The organism is Microbacterium sp. NPDC078814 (genome assembly GCF_040702645.1).
GTDB lineage: Bacteria > Actinomycetota > Actinomycetes > Actinomycetales > Microbacteriaceae > Microbacterium.
This window is the reverse complement of sequence record NZ_JBFBLT010000011.1, coordinates 61,528-79,270: the sequence shown is the minus strand read 5'-3', so window position 1 is coordinate 79,270 and position 17,743 is coordinate 61,528. Positions and strand designations below refer to the sequence as shown.

18 protein-coding genes and 1 pseudogene are annotated in these 17,743 nt (G+C 64.2%); 8 read left to right on the top strand and 11 right to left on the bottom strand.

The window, feature by feature from the left end:
* Positions 1-158 precede the first annotated feature (158 nt).
* The 5 genes from AB0300_RS16945 to AB0300_RS16925 all read left to right on the top strand — a co-directional run bounded on the left by AB0300_RS16945 (position 159) and on the right by AB0300_RS16925 (position 5,539).
* Positions 159-1,904 (top strand): DNA methyltransferase, encoded by a 1,746-nt coding sequence (locus tag AB0300_RS16945; protein WP_366216531.1) that lies wholly within the window; start codon positions 159-161, stop codon positions 1,902-1,904.
* Positions 1,897-2,268 (top strand): hypothetical protein, encoded by a 372-nt coding sequence (locus AB0300_RS16940; protein WP_366216530.1) that lies wholly within the window; start codon positions 1,897-1,899, stop codon positions 2,266-2,268. The genes AB0300_RS16945 and AB0300_RS16940 overlap by 8 nt, the downstream gene beginning before the upstream one ends.
* On the top strand, positions 2,268-4,820 hold the full coding sequence (locus AB0300_RS16935; RefSeq protein WP_366216529.1) for a DEAD/DEAH box helicase family protein: 2,553 nt from the start codon (positions 2,268-2,270) through the stop codon (positions 4,818-4,820). Before AB0300_RS16940 ends, AB0300_RS16935 begins: the two co-directional genes overlap by 1 nt.
* Before the next feature lie 103 nt (positions 4,821-4,923).
* Entirely contained in the window at positions 4,924-5,334 is a 411-nt protein-coding gene (locus AB0300_RS16930) for a hypothetical protein (RefSeq protein WP_126892903.1), read from the top strand.
* A 4-nt stretch (positions 5,335-5,338) separates the two neighbouring features.
* On the top strand, positions 5,339-5,539 hold the full coding sequence (locus AB0300_RS16925) for a hypothetical protein (protein ID WP_105950095.1): 201 nt from the start codon (positions 5,339-5,341) through the stop codon (positions 5,537-5,539).
* 809 nt (positions 5,540-6,348) lie between these two features.
* Here AB0300_RS16925 and AB0300_RS16920 read toward each other — a convergent pair.
* The 7 genes and pseudogenes from AB0300_RS16920 to AB0300_RS16890 form a co-directional block, all read right to left on the bottom strand.
* The gene (locus tag AB0300_RS16920) at positions 6,349-6,633 is read right to left on the bottom strand and encodes an SDR family oxidoreductase (protein WP_199787651.1); all 285 of its coding nucleotides are present in this window, start codon (positions 6,631-6,633) and stop codon (positions 6,349-6,351) included.
* A gap of 49 nt (positions 6,634-6,682) precedes the next feature.
* Positions 6,683-7,231, bottom strand: coding sequence for a DUF488 family protein (locus tag AB0300_RS16915; RefSeq protein ID WP_105950096.1), 549 nt, complete (start codon positions 7,229-7,231; stop codon positions 6,683-6,685).
* Between the two features lie 70 nt (positions 7,232-7,301).
* The gene (locus AB0300_RS16910) at positions 7,302-8,126 is read right to left on the bottom strand and encodes an IS3 family transposase (RefSeq protein ID WP_234024242.1); all 825 of its coding nucleotides are present in this window, start codon (positions 8,124-8,126) and stop codon (positions 7,302-7,304) included.
* Positions 8,127-8,173: 47 nt separating this feature from the next.
* Entirely contained in the window at positions 8,174-8,458 is a 285-nt protein-coding gene (locus tag AB0300_RS16905) for a transposase (RefSeq protein ID WP_158698552.1), read from the bottom strand.
* A 422-nt stretch (positions 8,459-8,880) separates the two neighbouring features.
* Positions 8,881-8,964, bottom strand: a pseudogene (locus tag AB0300_RS16900) (antibiotic biosynthesis monooxygenase); the annotation flags it as partial.
* Between the two features lie 76 nt (positions 8,965-9,040).
* Positions 9,041-9,451, bottom strand: a complete 411-nt coding sequence (locus AB0300_RS16895; RefSeq protein WP_105950099.1) for a heme-binding protein — start codon at positions 9,449-9,451, stop codon at positions 9,041-9,043.
* A gap of 130 nt (positions 9,452-9,581) precedes the next feature.
* Positions 9,582-9,893, bottom strand: coding sequence for a putative quinol monooxygenase (locus AB0300_RS16890; protein WP_105950100.1), 312 nt, complete (start codon positions 9,891-9,893; stop codon positions 9,582-9,584).
* A gap of 107 nt (positions 9,894-10,000) precedes the next feature.
* On the opposite strand from AB0300_RS16890, the gene AB0300_RS16885 reads away from it, so the two are divergent.
* Positions 10,001-10,942, top strand: a complete 942-nt coding sequence (locus AB0300_RS16885) for a helix-turn-helix domain-containing protein (protein ID WP_105950101.1) — start codon at positions 10,001-10,003, stop codon at positions 10,940-10,942.
* Between the two features lie 557 nt (positions 10,943-11,499).
* On the opposite strand, the gene AB0300_RS16880 is transcribed toward AB0300_RS16885, so the two are convergent.
* A complete protein-coding gene (locus tag AB0300_RS16880; protein ID WP_126892901.1) occupies positions 11,500-11,760 on the bottom strand; it encodes a transposase in 261 nt (86 codons plus the stop codon).
* Between the two features lie 154 nt (positions 11,761-11,914).
* The gene (locus AB0300_RS16875) at positions 11,915-14,581 is read right to left on the bottom strand and encodes an excinuclease ABC subunit UvrA (protein ID WP_366216528.1); all 2,667 of its coding nucleotides are present in this window, start codon (positions 14,579-14,581) and stop codon (positions 11,915-11,917) included.
* Between the two features lie 25 nt (positions 14,582-14,606).
* Here AB0300_RS16875 and AB0300_RS16870 point away from each other — a divergent pair, with 25 nt between their 5' ends.
* Positions 14,607-14,846 (top strand): hypothetical protein, encoded by a 240-nt coding sequence (locus AB0300_RS16870; protein ID WP_158698553.1) that lies wholly within the window; start codon positions 14,607-14,609, stop codon positions 14,844-14,846.
* Positions 14,847-14,976: 130 nt separating this feature from the next.
* On the opposite strand, the gene AB0300_RS16865 is transcribed toward AB0300_RS16870, so the two are convergent.
* Both AB0300_RS16865 and AB0300_RS16860 read right to left on the bottom strand, forming a co-directional pair.
* Positions 14,977-15,276, bottom strand: a complete 300-nt coding sequence (locus AB0300_RS16865; protein WP_105950104.1) for a hypothetical protein — start codon at positions 15,274-15,276, stop codon at positions 14,977-14,979.
* A gap of 246 nt (positions 15,277-15,522) precedes the next feature.
* Positions 15,523-16,122: a hypothetical protein gene (locus AB0300_RS16860; protein ID WP_105950105.1), complete on the bottom strand. Its 600-nt coding sequence runs from the start codon at positions 16,120-16,122 to the stop codon at positions 15,523-15,525.
* A 273-nt stretch (positions 16,123-16,395) separates the two neighbouring features.
* Between AB0300_RS16860 and AB0300_RS16855 the strand changes: the two genes are divergently transcribed.
* Positions 16,396-17,367 carry a metallophosphoesterase gene (locus tag AB0300_RS16855; protein ID WP_234024131.1) on the top strand — a complete coding sequence of 324 codons (972 nt, stop codon included), beginning with the start codon at positions 16,396-16,398 and terminating at the stop codon, positions 17,365-17,367.
* Positions 17,368-17,743 lie beyond the last annotated feature (376 nt).

Sequence of the window (17,743 nt, the reverse complement as noted above, 5' to 3'; positions counted from 1 at the left end):
GAGGCGGTGATACTCCCCGAGATCACCGCCGCCTAAACTAACGACAGCTGATCATCGCAACGAAGCGAAAGACCACCACTCAAACGGACGCGGCCTCCGTGCCACTCGCGCACACGCGAGAACGGACTCGTTCTTGTCCTGCCAGAAGGAGCCCGCCCATGTCGCGCTTGTCGGACCTGCTGCGCACCGTCAATCAACTCGATCCGCAGCTCGCTAAGGACCTCGACAGCGAGATCCAGCCACTCCAGAAGCGTCTACCGTTCGGGCTCAACTTCGAGCGTCATGCGCCGGAGGCGGTGGAGCTTCCCGCGCACAAGATTCGCAAGATGAGCAAGGTTCGAGTGCTCCCTCCGAGAGGGGTGACGGGGCACGGCGACCAGCGCATCTGGACTGTCGATGGAATCAACGGAGAGACCGCCGACATCTCGACGCCGAACGGCGCGAAGATCGAGGCCGCCTCGGTGGCATTGGATGACCTGGTTCTCGTGGCCGAATTCCGTGACCGCATCTACCCCGGCCTGCGCCCCGACGGGACCATCGAGCGCGGCGGCAATAAGCCGTTCCATACGGTCATCAATGGCGAGAACTTCCACGTCCTGGAGCAGCTCACGTTCACGCACGAGAAGTCCGTGGATGCGATCTACATCGACCCGCCCTACAACACAGGATCGCGCGACTGGAAGTACAACAACGATTACGTCGAGGGCGACGACCTGTACCGGCATTCGAAGTGGCTGGCGTTCATGGAGCGGAGGCTGAAGCTCGCCAAGCGGCTCCTGAAGCCCGCGAGCTCCGTGTTGATAGTCACGATCGACGAGAAGGAGTACTTGCGCCTTGGCCTGCTACTGGAGCAGACGTTTCCCGAAGCGCGTATCCAGATGGTGACGAGCGTCATCAGTAGTCAAGGCTCAGTGCGTGACGGAATGTTCAGTCGGTCTGACGAATACATCTTCTTCGTGTTCATGGGGCAGATGGCAGCCGCCCGCACGACTGACGACATGCTGAACGAAGGCCAATCCGAGAGCAAGTCTCAGGTGTGGTTTCAATACGTTCGGACTGGCAAGGGGAACTTGAGGGCAGACTCGCCCAACTTGTTCTTCCCGATTTTTGTAGAGGAAGCAACCGGACGCATTGTTCGGGTAGGGGCGCCGATTCCGCTTGGGACGAGTGTCGAGACGGTGCCAGTCCCAGCGGGTGAGGTCGCGGTATGGCCGAAGACCGCCACGGGCGCGGAAGCTCGCTGGCGCACAGGGGTCGAGGTCGCGCGACGGCGGGTCGAGAAAGGGCTGATCAGAGCCACCAAGTCCCAGCGACGGGGACGAGGCTACTCGATCATGACGGTGAACCAGGGCACCGAGGATCAGATCGAAAAGGGCGAACTCAGTGTGACCGGCCGCAACCCTTTGACTGGCGCAGCCATCATAGACACGTCGATGGTGTCTCGTGATCGTGCAGCAAAGACAACTTGGAACAGGGTCTCTCATAATGCGGGATGGCATGGCTCGAAGCTCGTTGCGGGCCTTCTGCCGGGTCGTTCATTCCCATACCCGAAGAGCCTCTACGCAGTGGAGGATGCCCTGAGGTTCTTTCTATCCGACAAACCAAACGCGGTCATTCTCGACTTCTTCGCTGGTTCCGGGACGACAGCTCACGCTGTCATGCGCTTGAACAAGCAGGACGGCGGCCGCCGTCAGTGCATCGGTGACGAACAACGAAGTCTCGGCCGACGAACAGGCCGCTCTGCGCAGGAAGGGCGTGCGGCCTGGCGATCCCGAGTGGGAGAAGCTGGGCATCTGCGACTACATCACGAAGCCGCGCATCCGCGCCGCGATCACGGGCGAGACGCCCGACGGCGCCCCGATCAAGGGCGACTACAAGTTCGTCGACGAGTTCCCGATGGCTGAGGGGTTCGAGGAGAACGCCGCCTTCTTCACTCTGACGTACGAGTCGAAGTGGCTCGTCGGCGTGGACCGCGCGTTCGCGGCGATTGCTCCGATGCTGTGGCTACGCGCCGGTGCGGTCGGCTCTCGCATCGACTGGATCGAAGGCGGATGGGCGATCGCTGACAGCTACGGCATCCTTCGCGACCTTGACCAGGCCGCCGAGTTTGTCGAGGCACTGCGCGGGAAAGGCGGCATTCGGATCGTGTACGTCGTCACGGACGACGAGGGGCGGTACCAGCAGGTCGCCGACGAGATCCGCGGCGTCGAAACCGTCCGCCTATATGAAGACTACCTCCGCAACTGCGAGATGACGGGGGACTTCTGATGCGCTTCACGCTGAAGGACTGCCAAGCAGACGCGGTCGGTGACACGCTGCGCGAACTGACCTCTGCGCGGGACTTCTACCGCAGCGCGAGCAGGCGAGTCTCGTCGGTGGCGCTGACGGCTACGACGGGCGCCGGTAAGACGGTCATGGCTGCGGCCGTGATCGAGTCGCTGTTCTGGGGCAGCGACGACTTCAGCATCGCGCCGGACCCCGGCGCCGTCGTGCTGTGGTTCAGCGACGACCCGGCGCTGAACCAGCAGACCAAGCATCGGCTGGAACAAGCGTCGGACCGCCTGCGCAACCGTCTCGTCACGGTCGAGCACCCGTTCAGATACCAGAAACTCCAGTCGGGCAACGTCTACTTTCTGAACACCTCGAAGCTGTCGAAGAACAGCCTGCTCGTGCGGGGCCGCGACGACTCCAACACCCTGCCTGGCTTCGACTCGCATGCAGACACAGTGCCGTTCACGTTCTGGGACACCCTGCGGAACACGATCGAGGACAACGACCTCACGCTCTACATGGTGCTTGACGAAGCACATCGGGGCATGGGCAAACGCCCGTCGGAGACGCCGACCATCGTGAAGCGCCTCATCAACGGCCACAATGACGTGCCGCCGGTGCCGATCGTCTGGGGCATCTCGGCGACTGTGCAGCGGTTCGAGGCTGCAATGAGCGAAGCCGAGGTGCAGTCGAATCGTGTGCACCTCGCGACGGTGCAGGTGGACCCTGTGCGTATCCAGGAGTCGGGTCTACTGAAGGACGACATCGTGCTCGACTTTCCCGCGGAGACGGGTGATTTCAATACAGTGCTGCTGCGCCGGGGCGTCCGGAAGGTGAAAGGAATTTCTGCGGCCTGGACGGCGTACGCGAACGATCAGAACGAGGAGCCCGTCAGGCCCCTCATGGTGCTTCAGGTGCCGAACAAGCCGTCGCCGACGGAGGTCGCCTCGGCTATCGACGTGATCCGTGACGAGTGGCCTGAACTGGAGGCGGACGCGATCGCCCACGTCTTTGGCGAGCACACTGCGCAGACGTTCGGCTCGCACAGCGTGCCTTACATCTCCCCGGAGCGCGTGCAGGACGCCTCCTACGTCCGTGTGCTGCTTGCCAAGGACGCCATCAGCACGGGCTGGGACTGCCCGCGCGCTGAGGTCATGGTCTCGTTCCGCCCAGCGAGGGACGAGACGCACATCACGCAGCTTCTCGGCCGGATGATCCGTACACCGCTCGCCAGGCGTATCGAGGGCGACGACCTGCTCAACAGCGTCGAGTGCATCCTGCCGAAATTCAACAAGGCGACGGCCAGCCTCGTGCTGGAGCGGATCATGGGCAACGACCTGACCACGGGCGGCGGGACGGGACAGCGTGTCCTCGTCGACCCACAGGTCATGACGCCGAACCAGGCCGTCCCGGACGAGGTCTGGGAATTGTTCCAAGCCTTGCCTGCCGAGACACTGCCTCGCAAGCATGCGAACCCGATCAAGCGACTCACTTCGCTGGCACACGCGCTCGCGGCTGACCGGCTGCTAGCTGACGCGGGGAAGCTCGCCCACGAGCGCCTCCACGGTGTTCTGAACGGACTCTCGGCTCAGTATGCAAACGACCTGACGAAGGCGCTCAAAGACGTTCAGACGGTTGCTGGCGGCACCGTTCGCGGACAAGCACGCCACGGGCTCCGCCAGGACGAGTCGTGGACGGAGTACGCGGACGACCGCGCCATCCAGGACGCATATCGCACAGGCGCGCGGTCGATCACGCCAGACATCGCCCGTACCTACGTCGAACATCTCGCCGCGGACGCTGAGGACGAGGACGCCTACCGCGACGCGAACGTCCGAGTCGCAGCCCTCGCTATGCTGCCGCAGACCCGTCCCGCGCTCGATACCGAGGCCGACCGCATCGCACACGAGTGGCTCGGCAAGTACCGTGTCGCGATCAAAGACCTCTCCGAGTCAAGGCAGAGCCTCTACGCAGAGATCACCGCCATGAGCACGGACCCTCAGCTCATCTCAATGGCGTTGCCGAAGAACCGCCAGGAGGAGACGAAACGCGTCACCGGCGACTCCGAACAGCTCCTTGAACGACGGGCACTGCACTTGTTGGCCGACGACGAGGGCATGTTCCCGGTCGGGAAGCTGAACCCCGACGAGATCGAGGTGCTGGACGCCGAGATGTCGAGGGGCGGGGCTCTGGCCTGGTATCGGAACCCAACAGGCGGCCGCGATTCGATGAGCATCGCCTACCAGGACCGTCACGGCGAATGGCGCACACTGCGCCCCGACTTCCTCTTCTTCGCCAACGGCGAAGACGGAGTGCGAGCGAGCATCGTGGATCCCCACGGCCACTGGCTCCCGGACGCGGCGTGGAAGCTACACGGCATGGCGAGGTTCGCCGAGGCCTACGGGGACCGGTTCCACAGGATTGAGGCAATCAGCCGGATAGACGGGAAGCTCAGAGTGCTCGACTTGAAGCTCGCCGACGTGCGCGCGAAGGTGCTGAACGAATCCGACGCGCGGTTCGCCTACGACCGCGCCGCCGTGGACTATTGAGCGCAGGATCGTCTGCCACTCGTAGTCGTTACTCACCGGCTGAGATCGCGAATCAATGTCGTTGGTAACCGAGAATCTCAACCACAGGGACGGGGCGTGAGCGATGACAGATCCTGAGGCAACGCAGATGCCGATCTACAGTCAGGCGGAGGCATTCGCGAAGCGGCCTGGAATGTACATTGGACGGCCAATCCGAATCGACCGAGTGATGATCTTTCTGCACGGCTACGAGGTCGCGATCTTCCACGTCCGCTTGGCGCGCTTCCCCGAGATCGCCAAGGTGCACCAGTCGGGCGGTCCACTGTCACAGTTCCGCGCTCAGATGCGGGATGAAGGACGGTTGCGATGGGACAGCGTGGAGCTCACTGCGGTGGCCGAAGCAATCGGCTGGACAGGTGAAGAACCGCCCGTGCTAGATGATCTGACCGAAGAACAGCACCACGCCGCGATCTGGCGTCTTGTACCCCTGCTGGAGCGAATGTTTACATTGCCTGCTGCCGTCGTTGAATCTTGATGCGATGAGCGAACCAAAAATTGAGAACGATCTCGCCCTAATCGAGAAGGCCCAGCAGCTCGCCGGACACTTCCCTGACGCCGACGCACTCGACCGCGCCCGCCGCATCCTCAACGGCAGCACCACCCCGGCCGAGGCATACGCCGAGCTGGACGAGAAGTACGGGTCGAACGTCGAGGACGGGCGAAAGAAGTACGTCCGATGACACGCCCTGCTCAGCGTCAGCGCCCTAACGCCTCCCGAGGTCGCGCGAGCACATTCTGACTGGCCCGAGCTGTTCGAGGGACTCAGCGCTGAGCAAGTAAACGCCGTGCGCACAGTGCTAAGCATCCGGCTGCGCAGCGGGCAGAACCTGGACTACGGCACAGTGCGAGAGCTTGCGGTCCACGCACAGACCTGCCCGTTAGTTCACGCGTAGCACGCCTGCCTCATCCCTTCGAAGGTGCGTCAGCCTCTTCCGGTGGAACGGAGAACTATGGGGTAACAGTTCTCGCCTGGGTATGTCACTTCCACCAGTAGACCACAATCCCCTGCTCGTTCGTCTCTTCATCCCCTTCCCTGATCAACCGTTTTTCTTCGCCTTCCGGCAGACAGAGATAAAACGGAGGCGGAGCGCGCAGCGCGCGCAATGTCGAGCGATATAAGCCCGTAGGGCGCGTTCGAGATTGTAGGAACGGAGTCGCGGGAGCCGACGTATTCTCGACAGCCGGAAAGGTCAAAGAAACAGAGCTTCTGCTGCGCCGTGTCAGCGGCTCCTTCGCGCGTTCGCGCGCTCGTCGTTTGGTTTTCCACGGGATCACCGGATGGGGAGTTCCGTGCCGTCGATCGGGGGGCGGTTGCAGGCGCCCGCGCCGCCGCACAACTCCATGCCGTAGAGGGCGTAGAACGCCTCCGGGTTGACGAAGTTCGCGTAGACGCCCGGGGCCCCTTCCGGCCTGCGAGAGAACCAGCGTGTCGAGCTGGGCGTTGGTGTTGTGCCTCCCGTCCGTCACCGGTCGCGCCGCGACCCGCGTGTCAGCCGTTCTTCGCGGCCAGTCGGTCCGTCTCGCTGTCGTTCCGCCACCCGGCGGTCGCGCCGCCGTCGACGCTGTAGTTCTGTCCGGTCACCCAAGAGGACTCGTCGGAGGCCAGGTAGAGCGCCATGTACGCGATGTCCTCGCCCGTGCCGGGGCGTTGAATGAGCGCGTTGCCGACCTGCCAGGCCTTGCCCTCCGCGTCCACCGCCTTGTCCGTCGCCGGGGTGCTGACGATCGGCGCTTCCGACCCGCCGTAGTGCAGTGTGCCCATGGTGGACGACATCCATTCTCGGAATGACAACTCGGTCACATCGGCGAGAGGCTCGCTATGCCTACGGTTGCCCTTCCAGGTTAGTGGGCGGGTACCAGACCCGCTGCCCGTCCACCGACGCGAACGACGTGAGTGTGTGGGGTTTGGTGGAGGTGGCGCTCATGATGTCCTTCACAGAAATGTGGCGAACGAGCAGCGCATCCGCGATGAGAGACCGGTGGCAGCGCCACGGGACCGCTTCCGCGCACATGATCGCCACAATCTTCTCTTTTGCTCGATCGATCAGACGGTCTATTCCACGCGCGAAGGGCTCGGTTTGCATGTAGTCGGCGTAGCTTCGGAAGCTTTTGTTGCGCCAGGCGCCGTTGATGCTCTCCACATTCACTGGGGTGTGGCGGAGACCGCCGAGTTCTTCCATCCGCGCATAGTGCAGGCCTGCGTGCGTCAGGCTTTCCTCAAGCGCCTGCGCGCCGAATTGCGGGTTATGTCGGGAGCCGGGAACCGTCCGCACATCGATGAGTTGTTGCACGCCGTTGTTTTCGAGCAGCGCTATGAACTCCTCGATCGGGTGTGTGGAGTGACCGATGGTGAACACTGTCGAGGGTTGCATCCTGCTCCTGAACGGTTGCGAGCGGTCGGTGGAGCCTGACCCGGTTTCCCGGACGGTTTCTCTGTGTTGATCATGCCGCGGTTGCGGCGGGGTTGTGAAGTCGTTCGAACTCCACGGGGCTGAGGTTGCCGAGCGCGGTGTGCGGGCGGGTGGGGTTGTAGAAGCCCTCGATCCACTCGAATATCGCCGACGACAGCTCGGTCCGGGATGTCCAGGTTGAGCGGTCGAGGAGCTCGCGTTGCATCGTGGACCAGAAGGACTCGATGAGCGCGTTATCGACCGATGAGGCGACTCGCCCCATCGAGCCGAGCAGTCCGGCTTGCCTGAGTCGGTGGCCGAAGAGCCACGACGTGTGTTGCGCTCCTCGGTCGGCGTGGACCACGGTGCCAGGCTCGGGTCGGCGGCGCCAGCGAGCCATTTCGAGCGCGTCAACGACGATCTCCGCGGTGATTCTGTCTGAGATCGACCAGCCGACGACGCGGCGGGAGAACGCGTCGATCACTGCGGCGCAGTAAACCCACCCGTCTTTCGCGCGATGCTGCGTGATGTCACAGAACCAGAGCCGGTTCGGCTCGTGCGCGCGGAACTGTCGCTTCACGAGGTCCTCGTGCGTCGCCGTGTCCGGCTTCCAGCCTCGTCGTTTGCGTCGATGAGACACCCCGGTCAGGCCATCCAGGCGCATCACCCGGGCGACGCGCTTCTTGCCCACGTGGACACCGAGCCCGAGCCGCAGCTCGGCCAGCACCCGCGGGGCACCATAGGTGCCGCGCGAATCGCGGTGAACCCGCCGGATCGTCGCCGGGGGCGCCCTATCAGCGATCGTCCGCGGCGATGGCGGACGCGACGCCCACTCGTAGTATCCCGAGGTCGACACCCTGAGGAACCGGCAGGCCACCGCGACGGGAACCCCATCCGCGGCAAGCTCCTGGACCAACCGGAACCCTATTTTGGGAGTACGTTCTCCCGAGCGAGATAGGCGCTGGCGCGCTTGAGGATCTCATTCTCCATCTCCAGCACGCGGTTGCGGCGACGCAGCTCGACCAGCTCCATATGCTCGTCGGTCGTGATCCCGGCCTTGCGGCCGGAGTCGATCGCGTCGCGGTTTATCCAGTTCCGAAGGCACGACTCGCTGATCCCCAGATCACGAGCGGTCTGACCGACAGGGTTTCCCTGGGCGACCAGATCCAGGGCTCGACGCCGGAACTCCGGCGAGTGGGCAGCAGGCATCTCACGGGCTCCTTCCGAGACGATCATCGCCTCAACTCAGGTGTCCGGGAAACCGTGTCAGGCTCCCCCCACGCTCGGCGTTTGCGCAGGTCAGCGGCTCGTTCGCCCAGTGGGCACATCAAGCGATAGACGCAAAGCCGACGTGATGAGGTCGTCGGTTCGATTCCCACAGGGGGCTCCGGCGAACAGCCCCTGACCTGCGGAAACGCAGGGCAGGGGCTGTTCGGGTCTGGTGGTCGCGCGATGCGCTGGCCTCACGGCTCTGCCCGACACCGACGTCGCTCTCCTCTGCGACGGACCCCTCGCGGCCGGCATCCTGTCCGTGTGTCGATAGGCCTCGCACCGCTCGGCAACGCAGCGTGACGTTGCGTCGCGACCTGGCTACGGCTCGGAGGGGCGCGGTTGTCTCGTGCGTTGGCGGACTACGGGAGCTTGGACGCGAGGAGGTCGGCCGCCATGATCTCGGGTGCTGCGCCGAGGAGGTGCTGGTTGGCCGTCAGGTCCGAGCCGTGACCGGCTACGTCGACGACGCACGCATCCAGCCTCGTGCCGGCCGGGGGCCGGGTTCGGTGCGGGTCGGTCTCAGAAGGCGCTGGCGGCGGCTTCGGCGACGGCCTGGTCTTGGACGCCGGTTCCTCCGCTGACGCCGACGGCGCCGACGACCTGGCCGTCGCGCTCGAGCGGGATGCCACCGGCGAAGATCATCACCCGACCGTTGTTGGAGGCGTTGATGCCGTAGAACTGCTCACCGGGTTGGGCGAGGTCGCCGAGGTCTTTGGTGGCTGTGTCGAACGCTCGGGCCGTGAAAGCTTTGTTGATCGAGATGTCGATGCTGCCCAGCCACGCTCCGTCCATCCGTACGTGAGCGACGAGATTGCCGCCGGCATCGACGACGGCGATGTTACTGGGCTGACCCTGCGTGCTGGATTCAGCTTCTGCTGCCGCGATGACACGTTTGGCGTCGTCCAACGACAATGTAGGAATAGATGGCATCAATTGCTCCTTCGAATGTGGCGTGCGCTTTGTGGCTCGAGCCGCTCCATAGCCGCCCGTTGGTTTGCCTGTTGAGTTTGTGACCGGCAGCGCTCGTGTTGTGTTCGCGTTGCGGACGTGCGTTGGCGGACTACGGGAGCTTGGACGCGAGGACGTCGGCCGCCAGGATCTCGGGTGCTGCGCCGAGGAGGTGCTGGTTGGCCATCAGGGCTGCGACGATGGCGCCGTCGGCGTGGGCGTCGCGAGCGGCCTCGTCGGGGAATGCATCGAAGATCCAGAAGGTGTCGGCGTGGGTCCTGACCGCGAACCAGACAATCGTTCCTACTTCTTCGTTGGCGAGTGCGACAGCGCCGGCGAGCAGATCGGCGACCGCGTCGTGCTGTCCATCGGCCGCGACGATCTTGGCGACGAAGGCATACGGAAGTGATGCGGGTGTGGACATGAGGGACTCTCCTTGAAATCGGGGTTCTTCGTGGGACGAGTTCAGCGTATGACGAGCGAGGGCCGGTGGGGAGTGGCGTATACGGCAGTATTGCTATTGTTTACGTCATGCGTATTGGACTGATCGCGATCGACGGCTGCTTCGGTTCGGCTATCGCGTCGATCATCGACATCGTGCGGGTGGCCGAGGGTGCCCGCGGCGATGTCGACCCGCGGATCGACCCGATCGAACTCGCCATCCTCGGACCGAAACGGCGAGTGACCACGACGGCATCGATGACCCTGTCGGTGGACCACCCGCTGTCGGAGTCCGGAGAGTTCGACGTGGTCGTTGTCCCTGCGCTTGGAACCCTTACGGCCGCCGCTACCAACGACGCCCTCCAGAGCCGAGATGCTCGTTCGGTCATCGCCTCGCTCGGGCGCCTCGACGAGGCGACCACCCGGATCGCCGCGGCGTGCACCGGCGTGTTCGCCGTCGCCGAGACCGGACGGATGCATCATCGGCGGGCGACGACCAGCTGGTTCCTGGGGCCGGAGTTCCTGAAGCGCTATCCGACCGTCGCCCTCGATCTCGACACCATGGTCGTGACCGACGGGAACCTCGTCACCGCCGGCGCCGCGTTCGCCCACATCGACCTCGCGCTCTCACTCGTGCGATCGATCAGCCCCGACCTGGCCCAACATGTCGCCAAGCTCCTCATCATCGACGAGCGCCCGTCGCAGGCGGCCTTCGTCGCTTACGAACATCTCCGGCACGAGGACTCGATCGTCGTCGAGTTCGAACGCTTCGTGCGCGCCCGCCTGGACGAACCGTTCAACGTCGCCTTCGTCGCGCAGTCACTTGGCACCAGCCGGCGCACCCTCGAAAGACGAGTCCGTGCGGCGCTCAACCTGACTCCGCTCGGCTTCGTCCAACGGCTTCGCATCGAACGAGCTCGGCACCTCTCAGCAACCACGGACCTCACCTCCGCCGAGATCGCGCTACGAGTCGGCTACGCGAACGCCGAGACTCTGCGCTCCCTCCTGCGTAGGGAGCGACACCGTTCCTGACCTATCGCCATGCCTGTAGCCGGTGTGCCAGTGCTCGACTGGAATCACCTCTCAGCACGTCGCGTCGACGCTCCTGCGTCGCCCCCTGAACGACCCACTCGACACGCCCGCAGCACAGGCCATGTGACGTGTCCCGGCTTCCCGGACGGTCGGAGTTGGGTGGCTGCGATGTCGCTGCGTTCTCGTCGAGAGCATCAGCAGACCCGATCAGAGTCGATTGGGATAGGACGCGAAGGCGGTCAGGTCAGGGCGGCCGAAGCCGGCCGGCGGGGTAGCGTCGGACACGTCGAGGTCTTTCGGATGGATGGCGTAGGAACCTCCATCGTCGGGAGACCTCGACGTCTATCCCGGGACCGCCACGCCAACGCCAACTACACCCTCATCTGGGAAGAGCCCGTTTACGGCACCTTCACCGGGCATTTTTGCGGGACAGTCTTACGGGAATCGAAGGCTTAGGTAGTTGCTGGGTTCTGGTCGTTCACCCGGATGGTCCGCACCTGTACCGGTGGACGACCGGCTATCGGGACAGCGGAAGCGGTGTGCGCGGGGCAGACCCGTCAGGAGCGGTCGAGTTCCTTCGCGAAGAACACGCTCGCGGCCTTGAAGACTTCGTTCGCCTTGCGCAGCTCAGCGTTCTCACCCCGCAGGCGCTTGTTTTCCTCGGCAACATCGGTGGGCACACCGGGACGCTGCCCGCCGTCGACTTCGCGACGGCGATGCCACACCCGCAACGTCTCCGCGCTCATACCAAGAAGCCCAGCGACATGGCGCACCGCGGTTATGAGATTCGGATGCGAGGGCTTCGCCTCGTCCAGCATCCGCAACGCCTTCTCCCGCATCTCGGGCGACTACTTCTGATTCATCAATTCCATCCTTGCTTGAAGAACGGAACGGAACGAAACCCAGAGCGATTCACCTTACCCGGCCAACGACGCACCCTCGACGTCTACACCCCCATCTGCAAAGAGCCGGTTATGCCCCTGACGTCAGCGTCGCGGCCTCGGCGAGGGCGGCGGCGAGATACGGTGCTGAAGCGCTGTTTCTCGACGCGGCGACCTCTGCTGGCGTTCCGGACGCGACCACTGTGCCGCCGTCGTCACCGGCTCCCGGCCCGAGATCGATGACGTAGTCGGCTGCGCCGACCACCCGCATGTCGAGTTCCACCATCACGACCGTGTTGCCCGCATCGACGAGAGTCTGAAGGTGGGTAACTAGACGGTCTGCGTCGGCACAGTGCAATCCGGAGGTCGGCTCATCGAGCACATACAGAGTGTCGCCGCGCTGCGCTCGTTGCAGTTCGGTGGCCAGCTTCACACGCTGCGCCTCCCCACCGGAGAGCTCTGTGGCCGGCTGTCCCAAGCGCAGATAACCGAGCCCGACATCAACCAGCGAGGTGAGTGAGCGCATCACGTCGTACTCGCCGGCGAAGAACTCGTGAGCCTCTTCGACGCTCATCGCGAGGATTTCCGCGATGTTGCGCCCTCGCCAGGTGATCTCCAGGGTGCTCGATTGATAGCGGGTGCCATGGCAGTCGGGACACACGGTGTAGACCGAGGGCAGGAAGAGCAGCTCGACCATCACGGAGCCTTCACCCTCACAGGTCGGGCAACGGCCGCCTGCGACATTGAAGGAGAACCGACCGGGCTTGTATCCGCGTGTCCGAGCTTCCGGCGTCTCGGCGAACCGGCGCCGCACATGATCGAAGAGTCCTGTGTAGGTCGCGACGTTGGAGCGGGGCGTGCGGCCGATGGGTTTCTGGTCGATGCTCACCACACGCCGGACCGTCGTGAGGTCGCCCTCGACCGACCCTCCGAGTTCATCGGACTCGTCAGTGAGGAGCAGGGTGTCGGCCTCTGCGTTGTCCTCCTCGATGCGACGGGTGTCTCCTTGCCTGGCGCCGATGAGGGCTGGCAGGACTTGACTGACAAGGCTGGACTTCCCCGACCCTGACACGCCAGTGACAGCCGTGAGCGTTCCGAGCGGTAGCGCCACAGATACGTCCCGCAGGTTGTTGCGGGTGACGTGCTCCAGCTGCAACCAGTCGTGGGCGGCACGGGGCTGGTGCGGTGGGAGGCCGCTGCCTCCGAAGATGTATCCGCGCGTCACCGACTCGTCGACCTCCGCGAGCCCGTCCGTGGGGCCGCTGTAGATCACGCGCCCGCCGCGTTCCCCGGCTCCGGGGCCGATGTCGACGAGCCAGTCCGCGTGCCGCATGACGTCGACGGAGTGTTCCACGACGAAGAGGCTGTTGCCGCGCTGCTTGAGGCCGTCGAGGATACCCAGCAGCGCGGTGACGTCGTGCGGATGGAGACCGGCTGACGGTTCGTCGAGGACGTAGACGACACCGAACAGTTCCGACGTGAGTTGCGTGGCGAGTCGAAGTCGTTGCAGTTCCCCCCCGGACAGTGTCGGCGTCGTACGGCTCAGCGAGAGGTAGCCGAGTCCGAGGTCGATGATGGGGCGCAGGCGGTCCAGCAGCTCGGCACCGAGGCGGGCTGCCGCGGCGCGCTTCTCGGCGGACCGATTCGGCGTGCGACGGACATCGGGTGCAGCGGAGTGCGCAGACCCGCCTGCAGCGACGCGTTGTGCGACGGCCTCGCGCCTGGTCTCGACGTCTATCGTTGCGCCGGAGGTCTCGTCCTCGAGGTCGGATTCGGCGACGACGGGCACGAGAAGTTCTGCCAATTCACGCAGTGGCAAGGCTGAGAAGTCGGCGATGTCCAGTCCTTCGAACGTGACCGTCAGCGCTTCGGGCTTGAGCTTCTTCCCCTGGCACACCGGGCACACCGCTGCGCTCATGAACTGGGCTACGCGGCGCTTCATCGACGCGCTCTTCGTGTTTGCGAAAGTGTCGAGCACGTATCGTCGCGCGCCGACGAACGTGCCTGAGTAGCTCGGTTCGATCCCCGCTTGGATCGCCCGTCGAGCCTCAGCGAGCGTGAGTCGCGAGTGAACCGGGACGAACGGAGTCTCGTCGGTGTAGAGGATCCAGTCCCGATCCTTCTTCGGCAGATCTTTCCACGGCACATCCACGTCATAGCCGAGCGCGACCAGCACATCGCGCAGCTGGTGGCCGTGCCAGGCGGTCGGCCACGATGCGATGGCGCGTTCCCGGATGGTGAGTGAAGGATCGGGGACCATCCGCTCCTCGGTCACCGCGTACACTCTGCCAATGCCGTGGCACTCGGGGCACGCGCCCTGCACGGTGTTCGCGGAGAAGTCCTCGGCGTAGAGCATCGGCTGACCATCTGGGTATGCACCTGCTCGCGAATAGAGCATCCGAACCACACTCGACAGCGTGGTGATGCTGCCTACAGAGGAGCGCGCGCTGCGCCCTCCGCGCTGCTGCTGCAAGGCGACTGCGGGCGGCATCCCAGTGATGGAGTCGACGTCGGGGACACCCGCCTGGTCGATCAGTCGCCGCGCGTACGGGGCAACTGACTCTAAGTAGCGCCGCTGCGACTCCGCGTACAACGTGCCGAAAGCCAAGGAGGACTTCCCGGATCCGGACACGCCCGTGAACACGACCATCGCGTCACGCGGAACCGTGAGATCGACGTCCTTGAGGTTGTGTTCCCGGGCACCACGCACCCGGACATCGGGATGGACGTGGGGGGACGCTGAGGAAAGGTGATCCATTTCGGAACTGTACCAAGCGGCTCTCGTGGTAAGCAGGTTCATCGACCGTGGGAGGCAAGATGATGCGGCTGTCTACCGGCTCTTCAAGGTTCGTGGTGAAGGGCGCTTCGTCGGCATCGTCTTTACCAACACGTTCGAGGATTCCCTCCCCTCTACGGGAGCAGATGGGGCAACAGCGATACTCGCGCTGCTTCTTGGTCTCGGCATCCTTGGCGGGGGCGCCTGGCTGGTGACGACAAGTAGGAGGAGACGTCTCACGCGATGAAGAACCTCCCCACCGTCGCCGCCGGACGGAGATCACCGCGGTAGGTCCCTGTCGTCGATCTCACGCCAACCGCATCCGGCTCACTAGGTGGGCGTCTGTCCTGAATGCTCCTTGTAGAACCTCCGGGTTATCACTCAGTTACCGCAGCCCTACACCGAAAATCGACGACGATGGCGATCCTTGCTGGCGTCAAGAGCCACAAAACACATCGCGGATGTTCGACGTGCGGCGGACTCCTCCGCTCCTTGACTTTGTCGATGGCCACGGCACTGAGAATCAGTGCAGGCACGCCAAGCACGCTCCGCATGCTGCCCTGGAGCAGCACCACGTTCAGCTTGGGCGCGAGCTCCAGCAGCCGCAGGATTGTCTGGACACCGGCGTCCAGTTGGGCGATGTTCGGTGCCCGGTTGATGTACCAGGAACTCGGCACACTTGTGCATGCACGAGGAACCCGGGAAGTTCGTCGTCAGTCTTATGAATCTGGCGCTGCCGCACGCCGCACGCCGCACGGGCATGGTCATGGAGTTCACAGACGTACACGCTCCGAGCGTCACCCGCACACCACGAATCAACCTTTAGCAACACGCTCTAGTGGCGGTGGCTAATGGGCCCGAGATGGTCGACACGCCGGAGACGAGGCCGCGTAGAGCTGGGCGACAAGCAGCCGACTACCGGGTCAGAAGGCGACTTCGCCCGCCGGGGTAGCGCCGGCACCCTTTCCGCTCTCCTCCAGGTACCGTGCGTAATCCTCTTCGGGGTCGTACCGGTTCGGGTGGCCGTCGCCCCACAGTTCGTACTTCGTCTCGATCCTGCCGGGCGGGAATGAAGGCCAGCTCCAGTCTTCGCCGCGTGCGTGTGCCCACACCGCAGTTTCCAAGGCGGCGCGCGCGAAGTCGATGGCGGCGAGGACCGAGTCTACGAAGGCACTCCAGCGGTCTCGGTTCGAAGTGGGCCAGCCCCCGGATTCTTCGTCCCAGGAGCGATCTCGGTCTGTGTAGGAGATGCGCTGCGTCGAGAAGGTGGCGAGCTGCGACGCCCAGTCGGCCGGCAATCCCCGGGGAATGCGGAAGTGGATGGTTGCGTACTCGTCCGTCTCGTTGGTAAGTACGCGAACGCCGTAGCCGTCCCAGGTACCGATGACATAGCGAGTGCATGCGAGATGCGAGTAAAGAGGCGACGGGTCGATGTCTCGCACGTACTCGTCAGTGGTGGGGCGGGGGAAGTCCGGCAGTTCGATGTCTGACTGCGGCGTAGTCGAGGCGTGGATGTTAGTCATAAGCAGCTTTCTCTGAGTGGTTTGGACGCCTCCCTATGCGCGACAACATCGAGCCGGCAAGGCTCAGCTGTAGGTCGTCAAGCACGCGTGTTGAGACACCCGCGTTGGACAGAGCTCGCGTCGAGAATCGCCGAACGGAGGACAACGCTCCATGCGAACAGACTCGACGCATGTTTGCTTGAGATGCTTGCAGGATCGCCCGGTGCACGGCCGTGGTGCTCGCCGCTGAACGGAGTCGGGATGAGATTGTCTGAACACACAGAAAGGATCTCTTTGCCCGATCGGCGCGTCGCGGTGTGCGGCGACTGGCACGGCAATGCAGATTGGGCTCGTGTGGTCGCCCGGGCACTCCCGTCGCTGGCACCCGATGTGACGACGCTGCTGCACCTAGGGGATTGGCAGATGTCGCCGCGCGAGGTCGACGCGATCTTCGCCGACACGAACATCGACCGCTTCTACGTGGTCCTCGGGAATCACGACGACTACGGTCAGATCACTCCGCTGCTCGATCGACATCCCGGGGAAGCCGTAAGGGTATCCGAGCTCACCTGGATCCTCCCACGGCCAGCCCGCCTCACCATCGGCGGACGCTCTGTTCTGGCGCTTGGCGGCGCCGCGTCCGTCGATCGCGAGTCCCGCCAAGAAGGGCGGACCTGGTGGCCAGATGAGACGATCACCGATGACCACGTCGCGACAGCTGTCGCCGGTGGGCGGGCGGATCTGATGCTTACCCACGAGTCGCCGGCCAACAACCCCGTCCGCGCCGTTCGCCAGGTCTTGCGCACAAACCCGCACCGGTTTCCGAGGATGGCACTCGAGGCTTCCGCAGCATCACGCGCGCGCGTGAGCGAAGTCTGGGACGCTGTGCACCCGGAGCTTCTCATTCACGGGCACATGCATATCGCAGGAGGCGGACAGACCGATGATGGACGGCGGGTCGCTAGCCTCGGACGCGACGGCCACGAGTGGAACCTCGGGATCCTCGACATGCAGAACCTTCGGATGGCAACGCCGAGTCTCGCCGTCCTCCGCGGACTGGCGAACGACCAAGCTCCCCGCCTCACTCGTGCGCAGCGAATCAACGGCGCCGCAGAAGCCCTGCACTCGGGTGTCTTGGACGGACTCAAGCCGACGCCTCGTGCCCTCCGTGACGCCCAGGACTACGTCGACGGTGTCCGCAGTCTCGAGGAGATACTCGAAGAGGTCCGCCGCCGCCATACTCGAACCCGCCACGATGAGCCTTGACCGAGGAGAAGCCCCTCGCTTCAGGTGCGACCCTGCGCGGGCTAGCTGCAAGCATTCAGCTAGTCGCAGTCGCCACGCGAACAGCATCGACGCTGTTTCCCTCGACGGACGGCCGCAAGTATGTCTGTCGCTGTGCCAACCGTTTTGGTCAGGCTTATACATCGCGACTGTATAAGCCTGCGCCACGGCTCCCGCCGCATCCACCCTCCCCGCTATACGGCACCGCTGGGTGAGAGGCCATCTCCTGTTGCTTCAGCGGGAGGGCGGGAGCGGCAAGGTTCGAGCAGCGTCGAGCACGCATTCGACGGACCAGCAATCCTCCCTGACGAGTCTCTCTGGAGACGAGTGAACGCCTGGGCGTGAAGGTCTGACGAAA

What these genes read in the sequence shown, in the direction of transcription:
- AB0300_RS16920 (WP_199787651.1), bottom strand. Translation starts at nt 6,633, where the DNA reads ATGTCGTCCACCATGGGCACACTGCACTACGGCGGGTCGGAAGCGCCG.
- AB0300_RS16925 (WP_105950095.1), top strand. Translation starts at nt 5,339, where the DNA reads ATGAGCGAACCAAAAATTGAGAACGATCTCGCCCTAATCGAGAAGGCC.
- AB0300_RS16885 (WP_105950101.1), top strand. Translation starts at nt 10,001, where the DNA reads ATGCGTATTGGACTGATCGCGATCGACGGCTGCTTCGGTTCGGCTATC.
- AB0300_RS16915 (WP_105950096.1), bottom strand. Translation starts at nt 7,231, where the DNA reads ATGCAACCCTCGACAGTGTTCACCATCGGTCACTCCACACACCCGATC.
- AB0300_RS16890 (WP_105950100.1), bottom strand. Translation starts at nt 9,893, where the DNA reads ATGTCCACACCCGCATCACTTCCGTATGCCTTCGTCGCCAAGATCGTC.
- AB0300_RS16895 (WP_105950099.1), bottom strand. Translation starts at nt 9,451, where the DNA reads ATGCCATCTATTCCTACATTGTCGTTGGACGACGCCAAACGTGTCATC.
- AB0300_RS16905 (WP_158698552.1), bottom strand. Translation starts at nt 8,458, where the DNA reads ATGCCTGCTGCCCACTCGCCGGAGTTCCGGCGTCGAGCCCTGGATCTG.
- AB0300_RS16875 (WP_366216528.1), bottom strand. Translation starts at nt 14,581, where the DNA reads ATGGATCACCTTTCCTCAGCGTCCCCCCACGTCCATCCCGATGTCCGG.
- AB0300_RS16940 (WP_366216530.1), top strand. Translation starts at nt 1,897, where the DNA reads ATGGCTGAGGGGTTCGAGGAGAACGCCGCCTTCTTCACTCTGACGTAC.
- AB0300_RS16945 (WP_366216531.1), top strand. Translation starts at nt 159, where the DNA reads ATGTCGCGCTTGTCGGACCTGCTGCGCACCGTCAATCAACTCGATCCG.
- AB0300_RS16930 (WP_126892903.1), top strand. Translation starts at nt 4,924, where the DNA reads ATGACAGATCCTGAGGCAACGCAGATGCCGATCTACAGTCAGGCGGAG.
- AB0300_RS16935 (WP_366216529.1), top strand. Translation starts at nt 2,268, where the DNA reads ATGCGCTTCACGCTGAAGGACTGCCAAGCAGACGCGGTCGGTGACACG.
- AB0300_RS16860 (WP_105950105.1), bottom strand. Translation starts at nt 16,122, where the DNA reads ATGACTAACATCCACGCCTCGACTACGCCGCAGTCAGACATCGAACTG.
- AB0300_RS16880 (WP_126892901.1), bottom strand. Translation starts at nt 11,760, where the DNA reads ATGCTGGACGAGGCGAAGCCCTCGCATCCGAATCTCATAACCGCGGTG.